The organism is Belliella baltica DSM 15883, assembly GCF_000265405.1.
Taxonomy (GTDB): domain Bacteria; phylum Bacteroidota; class Bacteroidia; order Cytophagales; family Cyclobacteriaceae; genus Belliella; species Belliella baltica.
This window is the reverse complement of the sequence record NC_018010.1, coordinates 3,404,340-3,422,620: the sequence shown is the minus strand read 5'-3', so window position 1 is coordinate 3,422,620 and position 18,281 is coordinate 3,404,340. Positions and strand designations below refer to the sequence as shown.

The window sequence follows — 18,281 nt, the reverse complement described above, 5'->3', positions numbered from 1 at the left end:
ATGAAATTCATAAAGATTTACTTGAGTTTACTTCTGAGTGGAATCGTAGGATTCTCATCTGCACAAGATGCACCTAATTGGCTCAGATATTCTGCTATTTCGCCTGATGCCTCAAAAATAGCTTTTACTTACAAAGGTGATTTGTACACAGTCCCGACAGCAGGAGGAAAAGCTACACAACTTACTTTTCATGAAGCACATGATTTTATGCCTGTATGGAGTAAAGACAGTCAAAAAATTGCTTTTGCTTCTGATCGATATGGCAATTTTGATGTTTTCATCATGGAAGCTGATGGTGGTTCAGCAGAAAGATTGACTTATCATTCAACTGATGAAATGCCTTATACATTTTCTGCAGATGGTCAAACAGTAATCTTTGGTGGTGTTCGTCAGGATTTGGCAGAACACAGACAATATCCAACAGGTTCTCAGCCAGAATTATATCAAGTTCCTGCCAAAGGCGGAAGAGTGGATCAAGTTTGGACTTTGCCAGCAGAATATGTAAAGGTTAGTGCAGATGGTAAAAGGATGATCTATCATGATAAAAAAGGTGGAGAAAATGAATGGAGGAAAAAACACCAATCAGCGATTACCAGAGATATTTGGGTTTTTGATAGTGAAACGAAAAGTCATAAAATGCTGACTAGTTTTGGAGGTGAAGATAGAAACCCGGTTTTTGCACCAGGAGAAAAAGACATTTATTATTTATCAGAAGAAAATGGGAGTTTCAATGTTTTCAAAATGAATATGGAAAACCCTTCTCAAAAATCTGCATTGACCGAACTAAAAGATTTTCCAGTTAGATTCTTATCGATTGCTGATAATGGCACAATGTCTTTTTCTTATGATGGAGAGCTATATACTTTGAAAGAAGGCGAAAGTCCTAAAAAAGTTGAAGTTGCTATTAAAACCCAACAAATTACCAATTCAGACAGCTTTATCACCATCAATGGAGGTGTTAGAGAAATGTCTATTTCACCAGATGGTAAGGAAATCGCATTTATTGCGAGAGGAGAAGTTTTTGTCACCTCTGTTGATGGATCTTTGACTAAAAGAATCACAAATACACCTGAGCAAGAGCAATTTGTACAGTTTGCTCCTGACGGAAAGTCAATAGTTTATGCTAGTGAAAGAGATAGTAAATGGACTATTTACCAAGCAAAAAAAGTAAGAGATAAAGAGGAGCCTTTTTTCTTTGCTAGCACATTGATAGAAGAAGAACCCTTAGTGTCAAATGAATTTGATAATTATCAACCCTTGCTTTCTCCAGATGGAAAAAAGCTAGCTTATATTGAAGCTAGAAGAAATCTTAAAATATTGGATTTGGCTGCTAAAACAACAGTGACTTTGATGGGGCCTGAGCAGCTGATGCATATGCGAGATGGGGATCAATACTTCAATTGGAGTCCAGATAGTAAATGGCTTTTGGCTTCCTACAGACCTACTATGGCCAATGGCGAAGTTGTTTTGTTGGATGCCACAGGCAAAAAACCTATGGAGAACCTTACTCAAAGTGGATATGGGGATAGCAGTCCTAAGTGGGTGAATGGTGGTAAGCAAATGTTATGGTTTTCTAACAGAGATGGTCTAAAAAGCTTTGCGACTAGTGGAGGTGCTCAAAATGATGTTTATACACTTTTCTTCACAAAGGATGCTTTCGAGAAATTTAGCCTCAGTAAGGAAGATTATGATTTGATGAAAGAAGTCGAAAAGGCTAATAAAGGTAGTGAAGAGAAAAAAGATGATAAGAAAGACGAGAAAAAAGAGGACAAAAAAGTTGAAGAATTGAAATTCGACTGGGAGGATTTGAAAGAAAGGAAAGCAAGATTAACTATACACTCTTCTTCACTTGGAGACGCGGTTTTAGACAAAGATGGTGAGAAGCTTTACTATTTGGCTAGATTCGAAAAGGGAATGAATCTTTGGAGTACTGACTTGAGAACCAAAGAAACCAAAATGGAACTGAAGCTGGATGGTGGAAATGGGAGTTTGGAATGGGATAAGGAAATGAAAAATCTTTATCTTTTAAGTGGGGGAAGTATTGCCAAAATCACAAATAATGGTACTAAACGTGAGACGATAAAAATTTCCGGCGAAATGAGCATGGATACTGAGGCGGAAAGAGCGCATTTATTTGAGCATGTGAAGAATAGAACAAAAGGAGTATTCTACACACCAGATATGCATGGCGTCGATTGGGATGCGTTGACTACTTCTTATGAAAAATATCTTCCTCATATTGGAAATGGATATGAATTTGCAGAAATGCTTTCCGAAATGATTGGTGAGTTGAATGTTTCTCATGCTGGAGGAAGATTCAGCAGAAGAGTTACTCAAGCTGATGCGACAGCATCTTTGGGTGTTTTTATGGATTATTCTCATAAAGGTCCAGGAATCAAAATTGCTGAAATTATCAAAGGTTCTCCTTTAGACAAATCAAACATCAATGTAAAGGCAGGAATGATCATTGAAAAAGTAGATGGAGAATTGATTTCAGAGGATAAAGATGTTGCGGAATATTTCAATAGAAAAGCTGATAAATTCACATTACTTGAAGTTATCGACCCTAGCAATAATAGTCGTCAGCAAATTACTGTGAAGCCTATTTCAATAGGTGAAGAAAATAGATTGCTCTACTCAAGATGGGTAAAGAAAAATCAGGAGGAAGTTGAAAAACTATCTGGAGGGAAATTGGGATATGTACATATTCCAGGAATGTCTGATGGACCTTACAGAAACACCTATGAAGAGATGATGGGCAAATTCCATGATAAAGAAGGTGTAATTGTAGATACCCGATTCAATGGTGGAGGAGATTTGGTTGCAGATTTGGCGATGTTCTTTACAGGTGAAAAATTTATTACCTATGCTACTGAAGATAGGGATTTGGGTTATGAGCCAACATTCAGATGGACCAAGCCAACTTTGGCCATGTTTAATGAGGCAAATTATTCAGATGGGCATTGTTTTGCTTGTGGTTATACTGATTTGAATATCGGAAAGACTGTTGGGATGCCAACACCTGGAACTTGTTCTTTTGCTGGATGGGAATCTTTACCTGATGGAACAAGATGGGGTGTAGTGCCTGTTTCAGCTAAAAACAAAGCAGGAGAGTGGATGGAAAACAATGAAACTGCACCACAATTCCAGGTAAAAAATATGCCAGGTAAAATTGATAAAGGTGTTGATCAGCAATTGGAAAAAGCTGTTGAAGAATTGTTGAAAGATGTCAAATAAGTTCTGATCGTGTGTCTATAATAGACGGATATTTATTCAATCTTAAAAAGAGATTATAGAAAAAGACCCGATTGTCGTGATCGGGTCTTTTTATTTTATCAATTAAAATCAATGTTTTATAATTTGGGTCTACTTGATATTCTGAAAAACAAGGCGTGTTGAAAAAAGCGATGTGAAGAGTTAATTGTATTACTTTGAATGAATAGTCTGTTTAGTAAGCATAAGTCTTATCAGCAAGTGCACGCTTTTGAGTTAAGCCATTTCTTATTTTCAGTAAGCCATAAATAACTGTAGATGTTTTTTTGATAAAAGCTATTCTTTTCTTAGTTCATATTTTTCAGCAAGTTCTCCTGTTATCCTATTACCTTCCATGTCAAGATGAAATAGGATATTTTCTCCAACAAAATATTGATTAGGCATATCCTCTTCATTTAGAGTAATTGTATTTCCAGCTTCGTTCCAAGTGAAAGTTCCACCAGTTTCTACAATTTGTTGATTATCCTTGCCCAAATAAATGACTTTTTTCACATAAGAATTACCACTTCCCAATTCGATGGTGGTTTCTATCCCCTCACAATCTGCACAAGGAAGAACTCCGGAGTAAACCCCCATATAATCTAAGGAGTTAAGCGCATTATGTTCTTCTTTAAATTCTTCAGAAAATTCTTCAGTCTCAAAGAGGGCATCATCAACAATAATTTCTTCCGTTGGACTTGATTTTTGACAACTGATCAGTAAAATAAAGCAAGAAATTGCAAGGTATAATTTCAATGTATTTTTCATTCTTTTTTTGATTTAGATAGGGTTAAAATATGCTTTTATTATAATCGGTAAAATTATGAATTAATCATGTTGAATTGATACGATTACTGGTTATGATATTTAATAAATTGTGTTTGTTAGTGACATTATTTGACCTTTTATCTTGTTTTAAAGACCAGTAAAATAAACAATTCATTTCAAATATTGGTATTAGATTAGTGGTTTGTCTACTCTGAAAAGCAAACCTAAATTTGTATATTAATTATAAGTGAAATAATATTTCTTTAAGCAGATTCAAACCTAATATAATCAAAATAATGATTCGAGTAAGTATTATTCTTTTATTCGTCTTATTGAGTGCCAATTTATCTTTTGGGCAATCTACCATATCTGGAAGAGTAGTTGATAAAGTAACGAAGGAAACACTTCCTGGTGCGTATGTTTTTGTTAAATCTGAATTAGGAGAGACAATTTCATCTACATTTACAGATGGGTCTGGTAAGTTTTCTTTTCAAAGACCGACTATCAATACCTATAATATAGAAGTTACATTTGTTGGGTACACAAAATCCACAAAGACCATTGAGAATTTTGATGGGGTTGATATTGGAGATATTGAAATCTCAGAAGATGGAGAGCTATTAGAAACTTTTGAAATCAAAGCTCAAGTTTTGACTGGAGAAGTAAGAGGAGACACTGTTGCCTTCAACGCAAATGCATTTAAAACTAGACCTCAAGCAAATGCAGATGAATTGATTGGAAAAATGCCGGGTGTAGTATTCAGGAATGGAACTATTGAAGTGCAAGGAGAAGTGGTAGGAAGGGTTTTAGTAGATGGGGAGCCATTTTTTGGAGAAAACCCTGCTGTGGCTATGGCTAATATTCCTGTGGAGATAATCGACAAAATTGAATTTTTGGACCAAAGAAGTGATCAAGCTGTTTTGACAGGCTTTGATGATGGAAATACAACCAAAACGATCAATATCATCACCAAGAAAGAAGTGAAATCAGGTTTGTTTGGAAGGCTTTCCGGAGGCTATGGAACTGATAACAACTACATAGCTACTGGATCTTTAAATTTCTTTAATGGAACTCAAAGAACGACCGTCTTAGGTTTGACAAATAATATCAATCAGCAGAATTTTTCTTCTGATGACCTTTCAGGTGCACTAGGTGAGAATGGCGGTCAAGCGGGTGGCGGAGGCCGAGGGGGAGGAGGCAATAATGCACTTCAGACTCGTGAACGTGATGGGATCACTGTGACCAATGCTGTAGGTGTGAACTTCTCAGACAAGTTTGATCAAGGAAAAGCGAAATTTACTGGCTCATATTTCTTTAATGACAGTAGAAATACACTCAACAGAACATCCTCAAGATCCTATATACTTCCAAGCGATAGTTTGCAATTGTATAATCAAGATAGAAGAAGTGTAAGTGAGTCTAAAAGACATCGCTTGGAATTGAGGTTAGATTATGATATTTCAGAACGTTCGGCAATCATTTGGAGATCAAGGCTAAGTTATGCCATGAGTCAATCTAGGAATGAGACTTTAGCTCAAAACTTGTTTGATCCACAGAATCCAATTAATGAAATTAATAATGTAACTCTTGGGGATAATAGGTGGTTTAGTTTTGATAATGACTTTACTTATCGCTATAAGTTTGCAAAAGAAGGTAGAGTATTATCTACAAACATTACTTCAAGACTGAATGAATCCAATAGAGATTCGAGATTGACATCAGTAAACACTGATTTTGGAACTTCTAGGGTTGATAGTTTGATTCAAAATTCTTTCAGTAATTCAAATAGCTTAAATTATAGAGTGAGCTTTGATTATAGTGAACCCATTTCTGAAAACTCTCAATTAAGATTGCAGTACAGAATAGGAAATGACATAGGGAAAACAGATCAAGAAGTTTTACAAAGACAAGCTGAATCTACATTTTTCGAACTAGATAGTGCTCTTTCTAATCAATTTGAAAATAAATACTTACAACAACAAAGTGGCGTTGGGTATCGATTTAATAATGAAAAGTGGAGAATTTTCACTTCTCTAGATTATGAAGTTTCTAATTTGAATAGTGATAGATTATTTCCTGGTTTTGAAAACACGCAACGAACATTCAAGAATTGGATTCCAAGAGCTGTGATCAATTATAATCTTTCTGAACAGACTAATATTAGAATAGACTACAGAGCTAGTACTGACGCTCCTTCTATCAGACAATTGCAATCTTTGATAGATAATAGAAATCCTATTCAAATTTTTGCGGGTAATCCAGATTTGGTACAGGAATATCAACAAAGATTGTTTGCAAGAATTAGAAGGGTCGATACCGAGTCTTCGAGATCCTTCTTTATGTTTGTATCGGGATCAAAAAGAAATAATTACTTAGGTAATTCTACTTTTATCGCAGCTCGTGATACCTTAATAGATGGAGATGTTTTGTTGAGACAAGGTGGTCAATTCAATAGACCGATCAACTTAGATGGGTTTTGGGATGCTAGATCATATTTGTCTTTTGGCTTCCCTGTTTCTTTTATAAAAAGTAATATAAACTTAAGCACTAGAGCCAACTGCATATAGCGGTCAAAGTGACCCCCTATCAGCGCTGCAAAGTGACCCCCCGGAGTTAAGTAGTTTTTTGGTCAGGAATAGTGGACTTACATCGCGTTAAAGTTATTGTTTTTCGGGATTAATATTACGTTTTCTTCTCAGGGATTCTCCCTTTAGTTCTATCCGGTGAGCATCGTGCACAATTCTGTCCAAAATAGCATCTGCAAGAGTTTGATCTCCGATTATTTCATACCATGCACTGACCGGTAACTGCGAAGTGATGATGGTGGACTTTTTACCATGTCGGTCCTCTATAATCTCCATCAGCAACATTCTGCTCTGAACATCCAGGGGTTGTATCCCAAAGTCATCGAGTATCAACACATCAAGTTTTTCGAGTTTGAGCATCTCTTTGATAGAAGATCCATCAGCCTTAGCCATTTTCAGTTGGGTAAGCAACTTAGTCGTATTCGCATAAAGGACTTTGTGTCCCTTGCTACAAGCCTGATTGCCCAAGGCACAGGCAAGATAACTCTTACCTGTGCCTGTACTTCCTGTCATCAGAATGTTTTCTCCTTTGTGGATGTATGCTCCGTCTGCGAGTCTCAATAGTTGATTTTTGTCCAGTTCACGCCCGGGACGAAAATCCAGTTCCTCGACAGTGGCTTTGTATCGGAAACGTGCACCACGAAGGCTTCGATCCATCCTGCGGTTTTGACGGTCATCCCATTCGTTTTCCACGAGCAGACTAATCAGTTCATCCGGTGTAAGGGATGACAGAGAGCCGGATTCTGTGGCATGACTGAAGCTTCGTGACATGCCGTAAAGCTTCATTTTTCTCATTTTTTCAATTGTTTCTTGTATCATTGGAATTGGTGTTTGTTAACTGAAGTATCTGTTGCCACGGATGTTGTGGTGTTTGGGCATCTGGGAAGACTCATCCAGCTGTTCATCGGAAAAACTGATTGCGTCTAAATTTTTGGAAAGGATCTGTTCAATCATAGGATAGGTGTAAACACCATACTCTGACGCTCTTTTGCAGGCTCCAGTGATCCGCTGTGAACCCACTTTACGGGCAAGATGAAGGATTCCGGAGCAGGATCTATAACCTTGCTCCGGATGGGGAATAGATTCCATCAGGCTGGATAGGAATTTCCCTACCTCCTTGCTGATCTTATTGCCTTCACTTACAAAGAATTCATAACTCCAATCGGATACATACTTCTGGTTTCCGGCCAGATGATCCCTTAGTGTCGTGTACTTATGCTTCCTTTTATCGCGTTTGTGTTTGGCTATAGGATGATACTTGTAAAAGATCTCTACCTGGTCATCATTGAAAAGGACTTTGACTTTCTTTCCCATATACTGATGGGGAACACTGTAGTAGTGTTTATCCTCCCCAAGACATATGTGGGTGTTTTTCATTACAGTGCACACTTTGACACTCATCAGCTGATAAGGAAGTTCGGGAAGTGCCAGCAGACTGTTCCGCTCAAGTGTCTCAAACTGTTCCCTGCGACTTTCCTCACCTCTGAGTGCATAGTCATTGTAGTTGGATACCAAAGGAACAAGTGCTTCATTAAGGCTTTCTAAGGATAAAAACACCTTTCCCTGAAGAGCTACATAAATCCGCTGATATACCAGTCTTACAGCACCTTCGACCAGAGACTTTTCTCTTGGCTGACGCGGTCTTGCCGGAATGATAGTGGTGTTGTAATGCTCAGCAAAGGTTTCAAAGGTCTCGTTCAGGACTGGAGAGTATTTGCTGCCTTTGGTAACTGCAGACCGGAGGTTGTCAGGCACGATTACCCTTGGAACCCCGCCGAAGAACTCCAGCATCCTTGTGCAGCTTCCGATGAAGTCGGGTTTCTTCTGGGTGTAAGTGGCTTCCACATAAGTGTATTGAGTACAGCCCAGCGTAGCCACAAATACCTCTACAGGAAAATGCTCCCCTGTATCGGGATCAGTGACATAGAGCTTTTTACCCGCATAGTCGATGAATACTTTATCTCCGGCTAGGTGCTCAAAATGCATCGTTAGCCCCTGCTTACCCACGTATTGCCGAATATGTTTGCGGAACTGGCTGGCCTGAAAACCGTCAGGATGCTTCTGTCGGTATTCTTCCCAGAGACGCTGACGTGTCATGCCTTTTATTCGCAACTTCTTAACGATCCCAGGCAATAAAGGAAGTAATACTTCCAGCCTGTCACTTTGCTGCACAGGGGCTGGTGGACCTAATATTAATTCAGCTAAACCTTCATCGGAAAGCTGATTAACCTCTTCAAAGGAAAGGCCTGTTTGTTGAAATCTTTTAAGATAGGACTTGACAGTATTGCGGGAGACTCCCGTCAATTTGCTGAGCTGCTTGGAGCCATGGCCTTCAAAATGGCCTCGTAAAATTTGTTTGATCTTGTTCATGGTAAGAGTGCGATTGGCCATGGGAATGCTTAATTGTTTGCACTCCTAACAGGACTTAAAAGCCTCTTATTCCATTCCAGAAAAATAACTTTTGACGGGGGTCAATTTACATCACCATATAATACTCCCCAAAATTGAGACCAGAGGTTAAGTTAAAAAAACCGTTTAAATTTAACCTTATGAACAAGCAAACAAGACGAAAGTTTTCTCCTGAGTTCAAGGCAAAAGTGGCCCTTGAAGCAATCAAGAATCAGTTTACATTGGCTGAATTGTCCAAGAAGTTCGATGTTAGCCCTGTGATTATCTCCAAGTGGAAGGGTGAGTTTTTGGATAATATGTCAGCTGTATTTGAAAAGGATCATTCAAAGAAAAAGGAAGAAGGCCCTGCCCTTGAGCAGCTCTATGCCCAGATCGGAGAGCTAAAAGTAGAGAATGACTTTTTAAAAAAAAGCTGCAAGAAACTGGGGATATGAAAGACCGGGCGACATTGGTTTGTTCCGATTATAAGGGGCTTTCTATAAGGAAACAGTGTGAAGTATTGGAGGTTCCCCGAAGCAGTCTATATTACAAACCAAAAGGGGAAAACGAGATCAATCTGAAACTGATGGGAATCATGGACAGGCATCTTACCGATCACCCTACTGAAGGCGTTGTGTCGATGGTCTATCTGTTGACAGGACTGGGCTTCGTTGTCGGCCCAAAGCGCATCAGGAGGCTTTTCAGGCTGATGGGCAGGGAAACCCTTTACAGGAGGAAGAACCTTACCAAATCCGGTTTGCGTGAATATATCAGGCCTTATCTTCTCAGGAACTTAAAGATTGAAAGGCCCAACCAAGTGTGGGTAACCGATATCACCTACATTCCGATGCAGAAGGGGTTTATGTTCCTGACCGCAGTCATGGATGTTTACAGCAGAAGGATACTGTCATGGGGTATATCCAACAGTCAGGACGCCAAATGGTGTAAGCAGGTAATCGAAGAGGCCATCAGAGAAAATGGTAAGCCAGAGATAGTCAATTCCGATCAGGGAAGCCAGTACACATCAGCCTTATGGATCAATTACCTTGAAGGGCTGGATATCAAAGTATCAATGGACGGAAAGGGAAGGGCTTTGGACAATGTATATATTGAAAGGTTCTGGAAGTCGATCAAGTATGATTACATCTATCTGAACCCAAGCGAGGACGGTTATGACCTGCTCAAAGGTGTCAAATGGTATATTGAATATTACAACCAAAAGGTTCATCATACCACTAGGGAGAAGCCTGGGGAAAGATATTATGGGCCAACCCGAAAAGCAGCATAAAGTAAAAGTTAGTTGTCCTATTTCCCAAGGGTACCCTTGGGAAATAGGACAACTAAAGAAGTATTAACAAATAAATAAATTAACTTAGCAACTGATACTTTTGGTCCAACAAATGGGGAGTGTTATAGACTGATCAATTAATAAAAGACAAAACAGACGCTCTTGACATTTATTGGTATGTAACAGATGGCAATATCGACCAAATGAAAGAACAAGTTGAAATGCTAAAAAACTTTTTTGACCATACCGGAGAATTACCGAAATGGAACAAATAGAAAAAACCGAACTCCTAAAATATAAGAGCTAACCGAAGTGCAGCGCAGCTGAATTCAGCTTCTCAGCTTCTCGAAATTTATCCCGACCCGCAGCTCAAATTGGTTCAAGTCTTCAGATTTACCTCCCTTCAGGGAGGTTTACCTCCTTTTTGGAGACTTGGACCTACCACATCGCAGTTTTCAAACTGCCCTTCATAAGTCTCCAGACTTTAATTCCAAATGTCCGCTTCTCGAAATTTGCAATTTCGAGAATTAGATAAACAGGATTTGCAATCCTAATTTCCTTCAACTGGATCAAGTTTTCAATTTTGCCTATTAGTTCAAGTCTTCAGACTTGGACTGTTTGCCTAAGTAGTTTTCAAACTTCCCCACAAAGTCTCCAGACTTTCCTTCAAATGCCATAGGCATTACGGACTTCTTAACCCGGTATTTCAATGCTAGGCTCAAAAATCAAGATCGATTTTGATTAGTGCCGTAGGTACGGACGACATCAAAACTAGCTTCTCGAAATTGTAACTCTTCAACCTTAGAATGATGTCATTCCTCCTTCTAATTTCATCCTTCCTCCTTTTAATGAAGGTCTCCAGACTTTAAATCCAATTCCATAGTTTACCTACCAAAGGTAGGCATGACCGACACATTAACCCAGCAGTTCACTGCTGATATCAAGAGGTGCGGGCCATTCATGAAGAATAAAACGAGGCTTGTTGCCAAAAAATCGGTTAATCACCAAGTCTTGATTCTAAATATTCTGTCATTCCTAGAGCAAAGTATTTCATCATCGGTTCATCACTTTCTTCTTTTTCACATCTTACAATAATTGAAATATATTTCTTCTGCTGAGTTTGGTTTGTAATTCGAGGAAATATAGGAGGACAATTATTTAACATTAAAATTGCTCCGATTAAAATCCTACATACCCTGCCATTACCATCTGCAAACGGGTGAATTTCATTCAAAAATTTATTGTGGAAATACGTAACCTGAGTTAACAAATGCTTGCCATATTCAGTATTATCAATTAAACTCAATTTTGAATTAAATATATCCAAATAGGAAGACATTATTATTTCTAAGTTGTAGTGAGGAGCGTAATGTTTGTTTTCAAAATATGGTTGTCTTGATCCAATAGTTGGAATGTTTCTGTAATTACCAACTAATTCAGGCCTAAAATCGGCTTCCCAAGCCAAAGGAGATTCCATTAAAGATCTGTGAATTTGTCTAATTGTATCTTCTGTTAGACTGAAATCCTCCAAGCTATCCAATAGGTTTTTTAAAACAGATTGATGATCTGATATAGCTAATAGGGAATCAAAATTTATTCCTCTTATGGTTTCATCATTAAGAAAATTAATAGTATCTCCATATTCCAGCTTTGAATCTTCAACACGCGCGGAGAAGAAAGAGTAGTCATTAATTAATGAGTTTTTAAAATCATTTGACCATTCTGTTCTAGGAAATTTCCTTTGAAATTTTAAAAGTATCTTATTAAATTTTAATAAATACTCAGGTAACATTTATGCCTTAGAACTATATTTATGAAACATAAACTTAGTCCACAATTTAACATCGTGAGGGTAAGCGAAAAGTAAGCTATCTTTTTCAATTAAAGTTTTTCCAAAAAAGAACTCAAAAAAATCTTCTCTAAAAGAAAGAGGAATATCATCCAAAAGAACAAGTTCTTTTGTTAATGATAAATTTCTCAATGTGATTATGTCTTTTCTATTTATAAACATATTACAAATATACTTAAATATTTTCTAAGCTTTAATTTTTCTCAGACATAAATAGTAAACGAAAGTTGCATATATTGGTTTAATTGTAAGATAATAAATGAGGCCACTTCTGGTTCAAATCTCCTGACTTGGACCCAAACCATAGCAGTTTTCCAACTGCCCCTCAAAGTCTCCAGACTTTCCTTCAAATGCCATCGGCATGACCGACCTCTTATCCCGGTATTTCAATGCCGGGATCTAAAATCAAAACCTTACTGGTTCAAGTCTTCAGACTTGGACCATCCATCTAGGCAGTTTTCAAACTGCCCCTAAAAGTCTCCAGACTTTAATTCCAAATGCCATACCCCATTAGTTCAAGTCTTCAGACTTAGACTCTTTGCCTAAGCAGTTTTCAAACTGCCCCACAAAGTCACTAGACTTTAATTCCAAATTCTCCAAGCAAACAGAAATTCGACCCCGAATGGGGTCAAAAATATTGGATAATAATTTTTCCTTTTCTTACTTCCTCCCAGTTTCACTGGGGGCTACTCAAAGTTAAAGCTCCCGACTTTCGGGACAGGCTCCTCAGGCTTCTTTCCTTGACTATTTATTTTTTTTTCCGCAGTTTTATAGTATTCCTATATAATTCCATCTACTTCGGCAGTTTTAATTCAAAGTTCGACATTCATCATTTTTTTTCCTTTAACCTTTTAACCATTATAAACCTTTAACCCTTTTTTTTCCTCTGTCTTCATCCTTTCAATTTCTTCCTCCAATTCGCAAAATTTGAAGCGCTCTGTCGCATAATTCAAAATGATATTAAAAAATATAAATCAGTTTTAAAACCAAATCAGCCTCCAAATCCCTTTAATCCTAATTCGTTCAATTCGTAAAATCCGTGGTATTCCTTTAACCTTTCGCCTTTTCCCAATTTGTATTCACCCCTCTGCATTCTTCTTTTTTTCTTAACGTTCCGACCTCCTATTTTCCTCCTTCTAAAAACCTAAACACCTTCACCCATCTGTCTTCTTTTTCTTCTATTACTTCATAGCCCATTTCTTCTACCAAATCAAGAAAATCTACTACATCAGGAATCTCTTTAGGATAAGCATGCTTGTAATAAGAATAAATGATCAGGGTGAATTTCTCAGGTGCCAACTCCTCAAATTCATTTAATCTCTCAATGGGGAAAAGAGAAGCTTGATGCTCGGGCTGAAAGGGTAGGAGCACTTCTTTGCTGAACTCCACAAAATTGTTAACTACGATTACTTCTTCCTCACTTCTCAATGCATCTTCAAGGGAATTTTTAAAATGGTCATAACCTTTTAACTGATGCTGATACCGCGCACTGTATATGGCAGGAACGACTAGCAGGATCACAAGTATAGCTTGTTGAAATGTGCCTTTCCAAATGTCTCTACTCCAGAGAACACTCGCAAAAACACTCAGAAAAACAGCCTGTTTCCAATCTCCTATGGCCATTCCCAAAAATGATCCAACAAGAATCATTGCTACAGTAATATTTCTGGTTTTAGGATCATCAAGCCAAGACGAAGCACCCAAACCAATTAAAACAGCCAATAAAGGGACTAAGATGATCAAATGCCTAGGGTTTAAATAAAGAGGGTTATAGTATTCCAAACTCGTTGTCATCCACCAAAAACCTGCAAGCATACAGCAAATAGCTATCGCAAATTCAGTTTTTATATTTTCATATTTTTTTAATCCTGTAAAAATAGCTGGGATACTCAATATGATCCACAACCAATATCCTCTCTCAATAAAGGTGAGCAAAGGACTGAAACTGATTCGCCATAACATTGATGACAAATCTTTATCAAAAAAAGTGTATTCAGAAATGTAGTGGCCTTGATGAACAGACTGAATCCTAAAGAAAGGGTCTCCAAATTCCCACCAATAATACCCTAAATATAAAATCGAAAAACAAATGGAAAGAACCCCAAAATAGAGATGAAATTTTCCCAATAATTTACTTTTCCAATCAAGAAACAGGATGAACAAAGGAAAGGGAAATAAAAAGACTATCGTTTCTTTTGTCATGAATCCCATCAAAAGGGCAATTACCAAGAGGAATGAAGAAGTAATAGGATGTACGTGTCTATAGGAAGCCACAAAAGGAATCAATATGGCCCAAAATACTAATAAGCTGTCTGGATAAACTTTAGTCAAAAAGTGCAATAAATAAACTTGTGTAACAAAGAAGATGACAGCCCAAAATTGTTGTCTTTTTTTAGGTACAATCTTGACTATCAAAAAAAGTGTAACCAAATATGCAAAGAGTGAAGCAAGACTTCCAGCTCTATCAGAAAACCCAAATAAAAAAGTCATCAAACCAGAAAAAATATAAGAACCAAATCTACTAGAGAAATGATAATCACTTAAAACATCATTTCCTTGCCAAAAAGCATGCCCAGTGGTGATGTAATAAACATCATCACTAAACGTAATACCATCATAACCCCAATACCAAAAAGCACATAAAAATATAGCGCCGCTCCAAAGGATAGGTGACTGAAACCAGGTTGAGCTTTTATGCTGAATCATGTTTTAAAGATAAAAGAAATTTTACTTTATCAATCCTCATCATTGCTTTCACTCAAATACTCACCCATTCCCCCAATTAACAATACTAAACAACATTTTCTTATCTTGCCACATGAACTCGAAAGTAAAAGTCCTGCATCTTATAAAGTCTCTTGGTAGAGGTGGTGCAGAAAAACTTATACCGGAAACTGCCAAACTACACGACCTTCAAAGGTTTGAATTTTATTGTATCTATTTCTATCATCAAGAAAATAATATTGTTGAAGAACTAAGAGCAGCAGGAATCCGCGTATTCTTATTCCCTTCATCAAACCTTGGTATTTTTAGACAAATCAATAAGGTGAAAAATTTTATTAAAATTGAAAATATTGATATCATTCACGCTCATTTACCTTGGGCAGGTGTATTAGCAAGGCTTGTAGGCAGAAAAATAAAGATACCGATAGTTTATACAGAACATAACACTTGGGATAGATATAATAAAGTCTCCTATTGGTTTAATAAGCTTACTTTCAAAAAACAGGATGTAGCTATTGCCGTCTCTAATGAAGTAGCACTTTCAATGGAGTTAAATATGATGATTTCTCCTCTAAAGCGCAAAGGAAGACTGAAAGTTAAAAACATCCTCAATGGAGTAAATACTGATTTTTTTAAAAAAGATGAAGCAGCTGGAGAAGCAATCAGGGCAGAACTTGGAATTCCTCAAAATGCTTTTGTAATAGGAAAAGTGGCAGTGTTTAGATCTCAAAAAAGGCTTTGGATATGGGTCCAACAAGCTCTGCAAATTCTTCAAATTGAGCCTAAAGTTCATTTTCTACTTGTAGGAGATGGAGATTGGAGAGAAAAAATCCTCAAACAAATGAAGGAATCAAATTATGCGTCAAATTTTCATTGGGTTGGTGTCCAAAAAGAAGTGATACCTTTCCTCTCAACCATGAACTTATATATGAGTAGTTCTGAGTTTGAAGGCCTACCCGTTGCAATGCTTGAAGCCATGTCTTGCCAAATTCCAGTTGTCGCTACAAGGGCAGGTGGAATAGGAGAAGCAGTTACACATGGCTTAGAAGGTATGCTTTGTGAAGTAGATGAATACGAAAAGCTATCTAATTTATGCTTAAGAATCATTCAAGTACCTGAATTGCACCAAGCACTTTCCCTCAATGCAAGGCTAAGAGTAGAAAAAGAGTTCTCAATGAAAAAAATGGTGTCAGAAATTGAAGAAGTTTATAATAACTTAGTATAATGTACTTCATGAATCAGTTAGATACAGGTGCCTGGATAATTTCACTAGACTTCGAACTCCTTTGGGGGATTTTTGATAAACCTGATAATAAGGTAAATACTCCTTATTTCAGCAATACTAGAGAACTAGTGCCCCGCATGTTAGATAGCTTTGCCCGTCATTATATAGAAGCAACTTGGGCAACAGTCGGGATGCTATTTGCAGAAAATAAAGAAGAATGGGAATCTTTCTTACCCAAAATCAAGCCTTCTTATCGAAATAAAGAATATTCTGCTTATGAATGGGTGAAAAAACATGGTCTTCAAAATGAATATCATTTCGCCCCTGATTTGATTAAGAAAATAATTGATACACCAGGTCAAGAGCTAGGAAGCCATAGCTTTGCTCATTACTACACTTTAATGCGGGGACAAACACCCTCTCAGTTTAGAAATGACCTTCAAGCAGCACAACGAATCGCAAAACATAAATTTCAAATCAATTTAAGTTCATTGGTTTTTCCAAGAAATCATATCAATCTGCAATATTTGAAAATATGTAAAGAAGAAGGGTTCTCACAAGTAAGAAGTAACCCAAAAGATTGGTTTTGGCAAGAAACGCAACACGAAAGAGTCATCAAAAGAATATACCGAACGGCTGATTGCTTTGTAAGCCTTGGAGGTTGTTCTTCTTTTGGTGAAGATGAAATCTACCAAGAAACAGAAAATTACCCTCTTGAAATTCCAGCATCTAGACTCTTAAGACCTTACTATCAAAAAAGTAATCTGATTAATAAATGGAGACTTCAAAGGGTTATGAATGAAATGACTAGCGCTGCTAAACAAAAAAAAATCTATCACCTATGGTGGCATCCTCACAATTTTGCGAATAATCCCAAAGCCTCACTCAATGAATTGGAAATATTAATAAATCATTACAAAAACCTAAAAGAAACTTATGGCATGAAATCTTTTTCCATGCAAAGTCTTGCCAATGCATTAAATGCACCAACTTTCAAATCAATGTAACCAATTATGATTATTCGCTATTATGCCAGTAATCTCAAGTTCTTGTATTAATGTTTGCATTGGATCAATATCCACAAATAACTTGTCCGCCGGGGCGGATCTAATATCAATTAGTATCAAAATCAATCAAAAAGCAGAAATATATCATACTATTGGGATCATTCCGTCAATACAGATAGCCAATTCACTCATTTACCCAGTCAACCAATAACTTTGTCATTCTTTAACAGCTTACCCCTTGCGGCAGGCTTAAATCTCTACCTTATTGATTTCCCATTATTCTAATTCATTTAATCTTTTAAACCCATTAGATAATCACTTATCTTTAAGCTAATTTTAAAACCAATTCCTTAACACACAACTTGGATACAGATAAAGTAAAAATTATTGAACCGACTTCCGGTTGGCAACTTGTAGATTTTAAAGAACTTTGGCGCTACAAAGACCTTCTCTATTTCCTAACACTGCGAGGAATTAAAGCAAGATATGCTCAATCTATCATGGGAGTTTCTTGGGCTATTATTCAGCCTCTTTTTACTACAATCGTTTTTACAATCGTTTTTGGTAGCTTAGCCAAAGTTGATTCTGATGGAATGCCCTACATTCTATTTTCCTACTTAGCACTTTGGCCTTGGAATTATTTCTCTGGAACTCTAACTGAATCCGCGAATAGCTTGGTGCAAAATGCAAATATGATAACCAAAGTTTATTTTCCTAGAATGGTACTCCCACTTGCATCAATCTTATCTAAATTATTAGATTTTCTAATTGCCTTCATTGTTGTAATTGGTCTTTTAATATATTTCAATGTAGTACCAGGATGGGGCTTGCTCTTTTTACCACTTTTGATCCTCCAATTGTTATTGACCTCCTTAGGTATAGGTATGTTTTTGTCTGCCCTTGCTGTAAAATATAGAGATGTCAAGCACGCCTTAAGTTTTCTTGTGCAATTGTTACTATATGCTGCACCTGTAGTTTACAGTACAACAGCAGTCCCTGAACAATATCAAAAATTGTATATTCTAAATCCTATGGTTGGTGTAATCGAAGGTTTTCGAGCTGCTTTTTTAAATCGGCCAATGCCTTGGGATTGGATTTGGCCGGGATCAATTGTAGCTGTTATAGTCTTTATATTTGGCATGTTCTATTTCCGAAGAATGGAGAGGATTTTTGCTGATGTAGCCTAATTATATTC

The 18,281-nt window shown here is 37.2% G+C and carries 12 protein-coding genes; 7 read left to right on the top strand and 5 right to left on the bottom strand.

All coding sequences use genetic code 11. The features are described from left to right. Positions 1–3,237, top strand: a complete 3,237-nt coding sequence (locus tag BELBA_RS15565) for a S41 family peptidase (RefSeq protein ID WP_014773635.1) — start codon at positions 1–3, stop codon at positions 3,235–3,237. A 312-nt stretch (positions 3,238–3,549) separates the two neighbouring features. On the opposite strand, the gene BELBA_RS15560 is transcribed toward BELBA_RS15565, so the two are convergent. Continuing rightward, entirely contained in the window at positions 3,550–4,020 is a 471-nt protein-coding gene (locus BELBA_RS15560) for a copper resistance protein NlpE (protein WP_014773634.1), read from the bottom strand. A gap of 296 nt (positions 4,021–4,316) precedes the next feature. Between BELBA_RS15560 and BELBA_RS15555 the strand changes: the two genes are divergently transcribed. Next, positions 4,317–6,587, top strand: coding sequence for an outer membrane beta-barrel protein (locus BELBA_RS15555; RefSeq protein ID WP_014773633.1), 2,271 nt, complete (start codon positions 4,317–4,319; stop codon positions 6,585–6,587). Positions 6,588–6,680: 93 nt separating this feature from the next. Here the strand turns inward: BELBA_RS15555 and istB are convergent, their stop codons facing one another. Next, complete coding sequence (gene istB / locus BELBA_RS15550; protein ID WP_014770947.1) at positions 6,681–7,424, bottom strand: IS21-like element helper ATPase IstB; 744 nt, start codon at positions 7,422–7,424, stop codon at positions 6,681–6,683. Positions 7,425–7,439: 15 nt separating this feature from the next. After that, on the bottom strand, positions 7,440–8,996 hold the full coding sequence (gene istA, locus BELBA_RS15545) for an IS21 family transposase (protein ID WP_014771937.1): 1,557 nt from the start codon (positions 8,994–8,996) through the stop codon (positions 7,440–7,442). Between the two features lie 158 nt (positions 8,997–9,154). Between istA and BELBA_RS15540 the strand changes: the two genes are divergently transcribed. Next, positions 9,155–9,448: a transposase gene (locus tag BELBA_RS15540; protein ID WP_014770860.1), complete on the top strand. Its 294-nt coding sequence runs from the start codon at positions 9,155–9,157 to the stop codon at positions 9,446–9,448. Continuing rightward, on the top strand, positions 9,445–10,281 hold the full coding sequence (locus tag BELBA_RS15535; RefSeq protein WP_014771031.1) for an IS3 family transposase: 837 nt from the start codon (positions 9,445–9,447) through the stop codon (positions 10,279–10,281). The genes BELBA_RS15540 and BELBA_RS15535 overlap by 4 nt, the downstream gene beginning before the upstream one ends. A gap of 997 nt (positions 10,282–11,278) precedes the next feature. Here BELBA_RS15535 and BELBA_RS15530 read toward each other — a convergent pair. After that, positions 11,279–12,073, bottom strand: coding sequence for a Fic family protein (locus BELBA_RS15530; RefSeq protein WP_014773632.1), 795 nt, complete (start codon positions 12,071–12,073; stop codon positions 11,279–11,281). A 1,179-nt stretch (positions 12,074–13,252) separates the two neighbouring features. Continuing rightward, the gene (locus BELBA_RS15520) at positions 13,253–14,836 is read right to left on the bottom strand and encodes an ArnT family glycosyltransferase (RefSeq protein WP_014773630.1); all 1,584 of its coding nucleotides are present in this window, start codon (positions 14,834–14,836) and stop codon (positions 13,253–13,255) included. A 112-nt stretch (positions 14,837–14,948) separates the two neighbouring features. Here BELBA_RS15520 and BELBA_RS15515 point away from each other — a divergent pair, with 112 nt between their 5' ends. The 3 genes from BELBA_RS15515 to BELBA_RS15505 all read left to right on the top strand — a co-directional run bounded on the left by BELBA_RS15515 (position 14,949) and on the right by BELBA_RS15505 (position 18,273). Beyond that, the gene (locus BELBA_RS15515; protein ID WP_014773629.1) at positions 14,949–16,079 is read left to right on the top strand and encodes a glycosyltransferase; all 1,131 of its coding nucleotides are present in this window, start codon (positions 14,949–14,951) and stop codon (positions 16,077–16,079) included. A gap of 8 nt (positions 16,080–16,087) precedes the next feature. Further along, the gene (locus BELBA_RS15510) at positions 16,088–17,086 is read left to right on the top strand and encodes a polysaccharide deacetylase family protein (protein WP_157466106.1); all 999 of its coding nucleotides are present in this window, start codon (positions 16,088–16,090) and stop codon (positions 17,084–17,086) included. Between the two features lie 362 nt (positions 17,087–17,448). Next, positions 17,449–18,273 (top strand): ABC transporter permease, encoded by an 825-nt coding sequence (locus BELBA_RS15505; RefSeq protein ID WP_014773627.1) that lies wholly within the window; start codon positions 17,449–17,451, stop codon positions 18,271–18,273. Positions 18,274–18,281: the final 8 nt, after the last annotated feature.

Excerpts from the sequence above, each read along its gene's own strand:
- BELBA_RS15565 (WP_014773635.1), top strand. The coding sequence starts at position 1 with ATGAAATTCATAAAGATTTACTTGAGTTTACTTCTGAGTGGAATCGTA.
- BELBA_RS15560 (WP_014773634.1), bottom strand. The coding sequence starts at position 4,020 with ATGAAAAATACATTGAAATTATACCTTGCAATTTCTTGCTTTATTTTA.
- BELBA_RS15555 (WP_014773633.1), top strand. The coding sequence starts at position 4,317 with ATGATTCGAGTAAGTATTATTCTTTTATTCGTCTTATTGAGTGCCAAT.
- istB (WP_014770947.1), bottom strand. The coding sequence starts at position 7,424 with ATGATACAAGAAACAATTGAAAAAATGAGAAAAATGAAGCTTTACGGC.
- istA (WP_014771937.1), bottom strand. The coding sequence starts at position 8,996 with ATGGCCAATCGCACTCTTACCATGAACAAGATCAAACAAATTTTACGA.
- BELBA_RS15540 (WP_014770860.1), top strand. The coding sequence starts at position 9,155 with ATGAACAAGCAAACAAGACGAAAGTTTTCTCCTGAGTTCAAGGCAAAA.
- BELBA_RS15535 (WP_014771031.1), top strand. The coding sequence starts at position 9,445 with ATGAAAGACCGGGCGACATTGGTTTGTTCCGATTATAAGGGGCTTTCT.
- BELBA_RS15530 (WP_014773632.1), bottom strand. The coding sequence starts at position 12,073 with ATGTTACCTGAGTATTTATTAAAATTTAATAAGATACTTTTAAAATTT.
- BELBA_RS15520 (WP_014773630.1), bottom strand. The coding sequence starts at position 14,836 with ATGATTCAGCATAAAAGCTCAACCTGGTTTCAGTCACCTATCCTTTGG.
- BELBA_RS15515 (WP_014773629.1), top strand. The coding sequence starts at position 14,949 with ATGAACTCGAAAGTAAAAGTCCTGCATCTTATAAAGTCTCTTGGTAGA.
- BELBA_RS15510 (WP_157466106.1), top strand. The coding sequence starts at position 16,088 with ATGAATCAGTTAGATACAGGTGCCTGGATAATTTCACTAGACTTCGAA.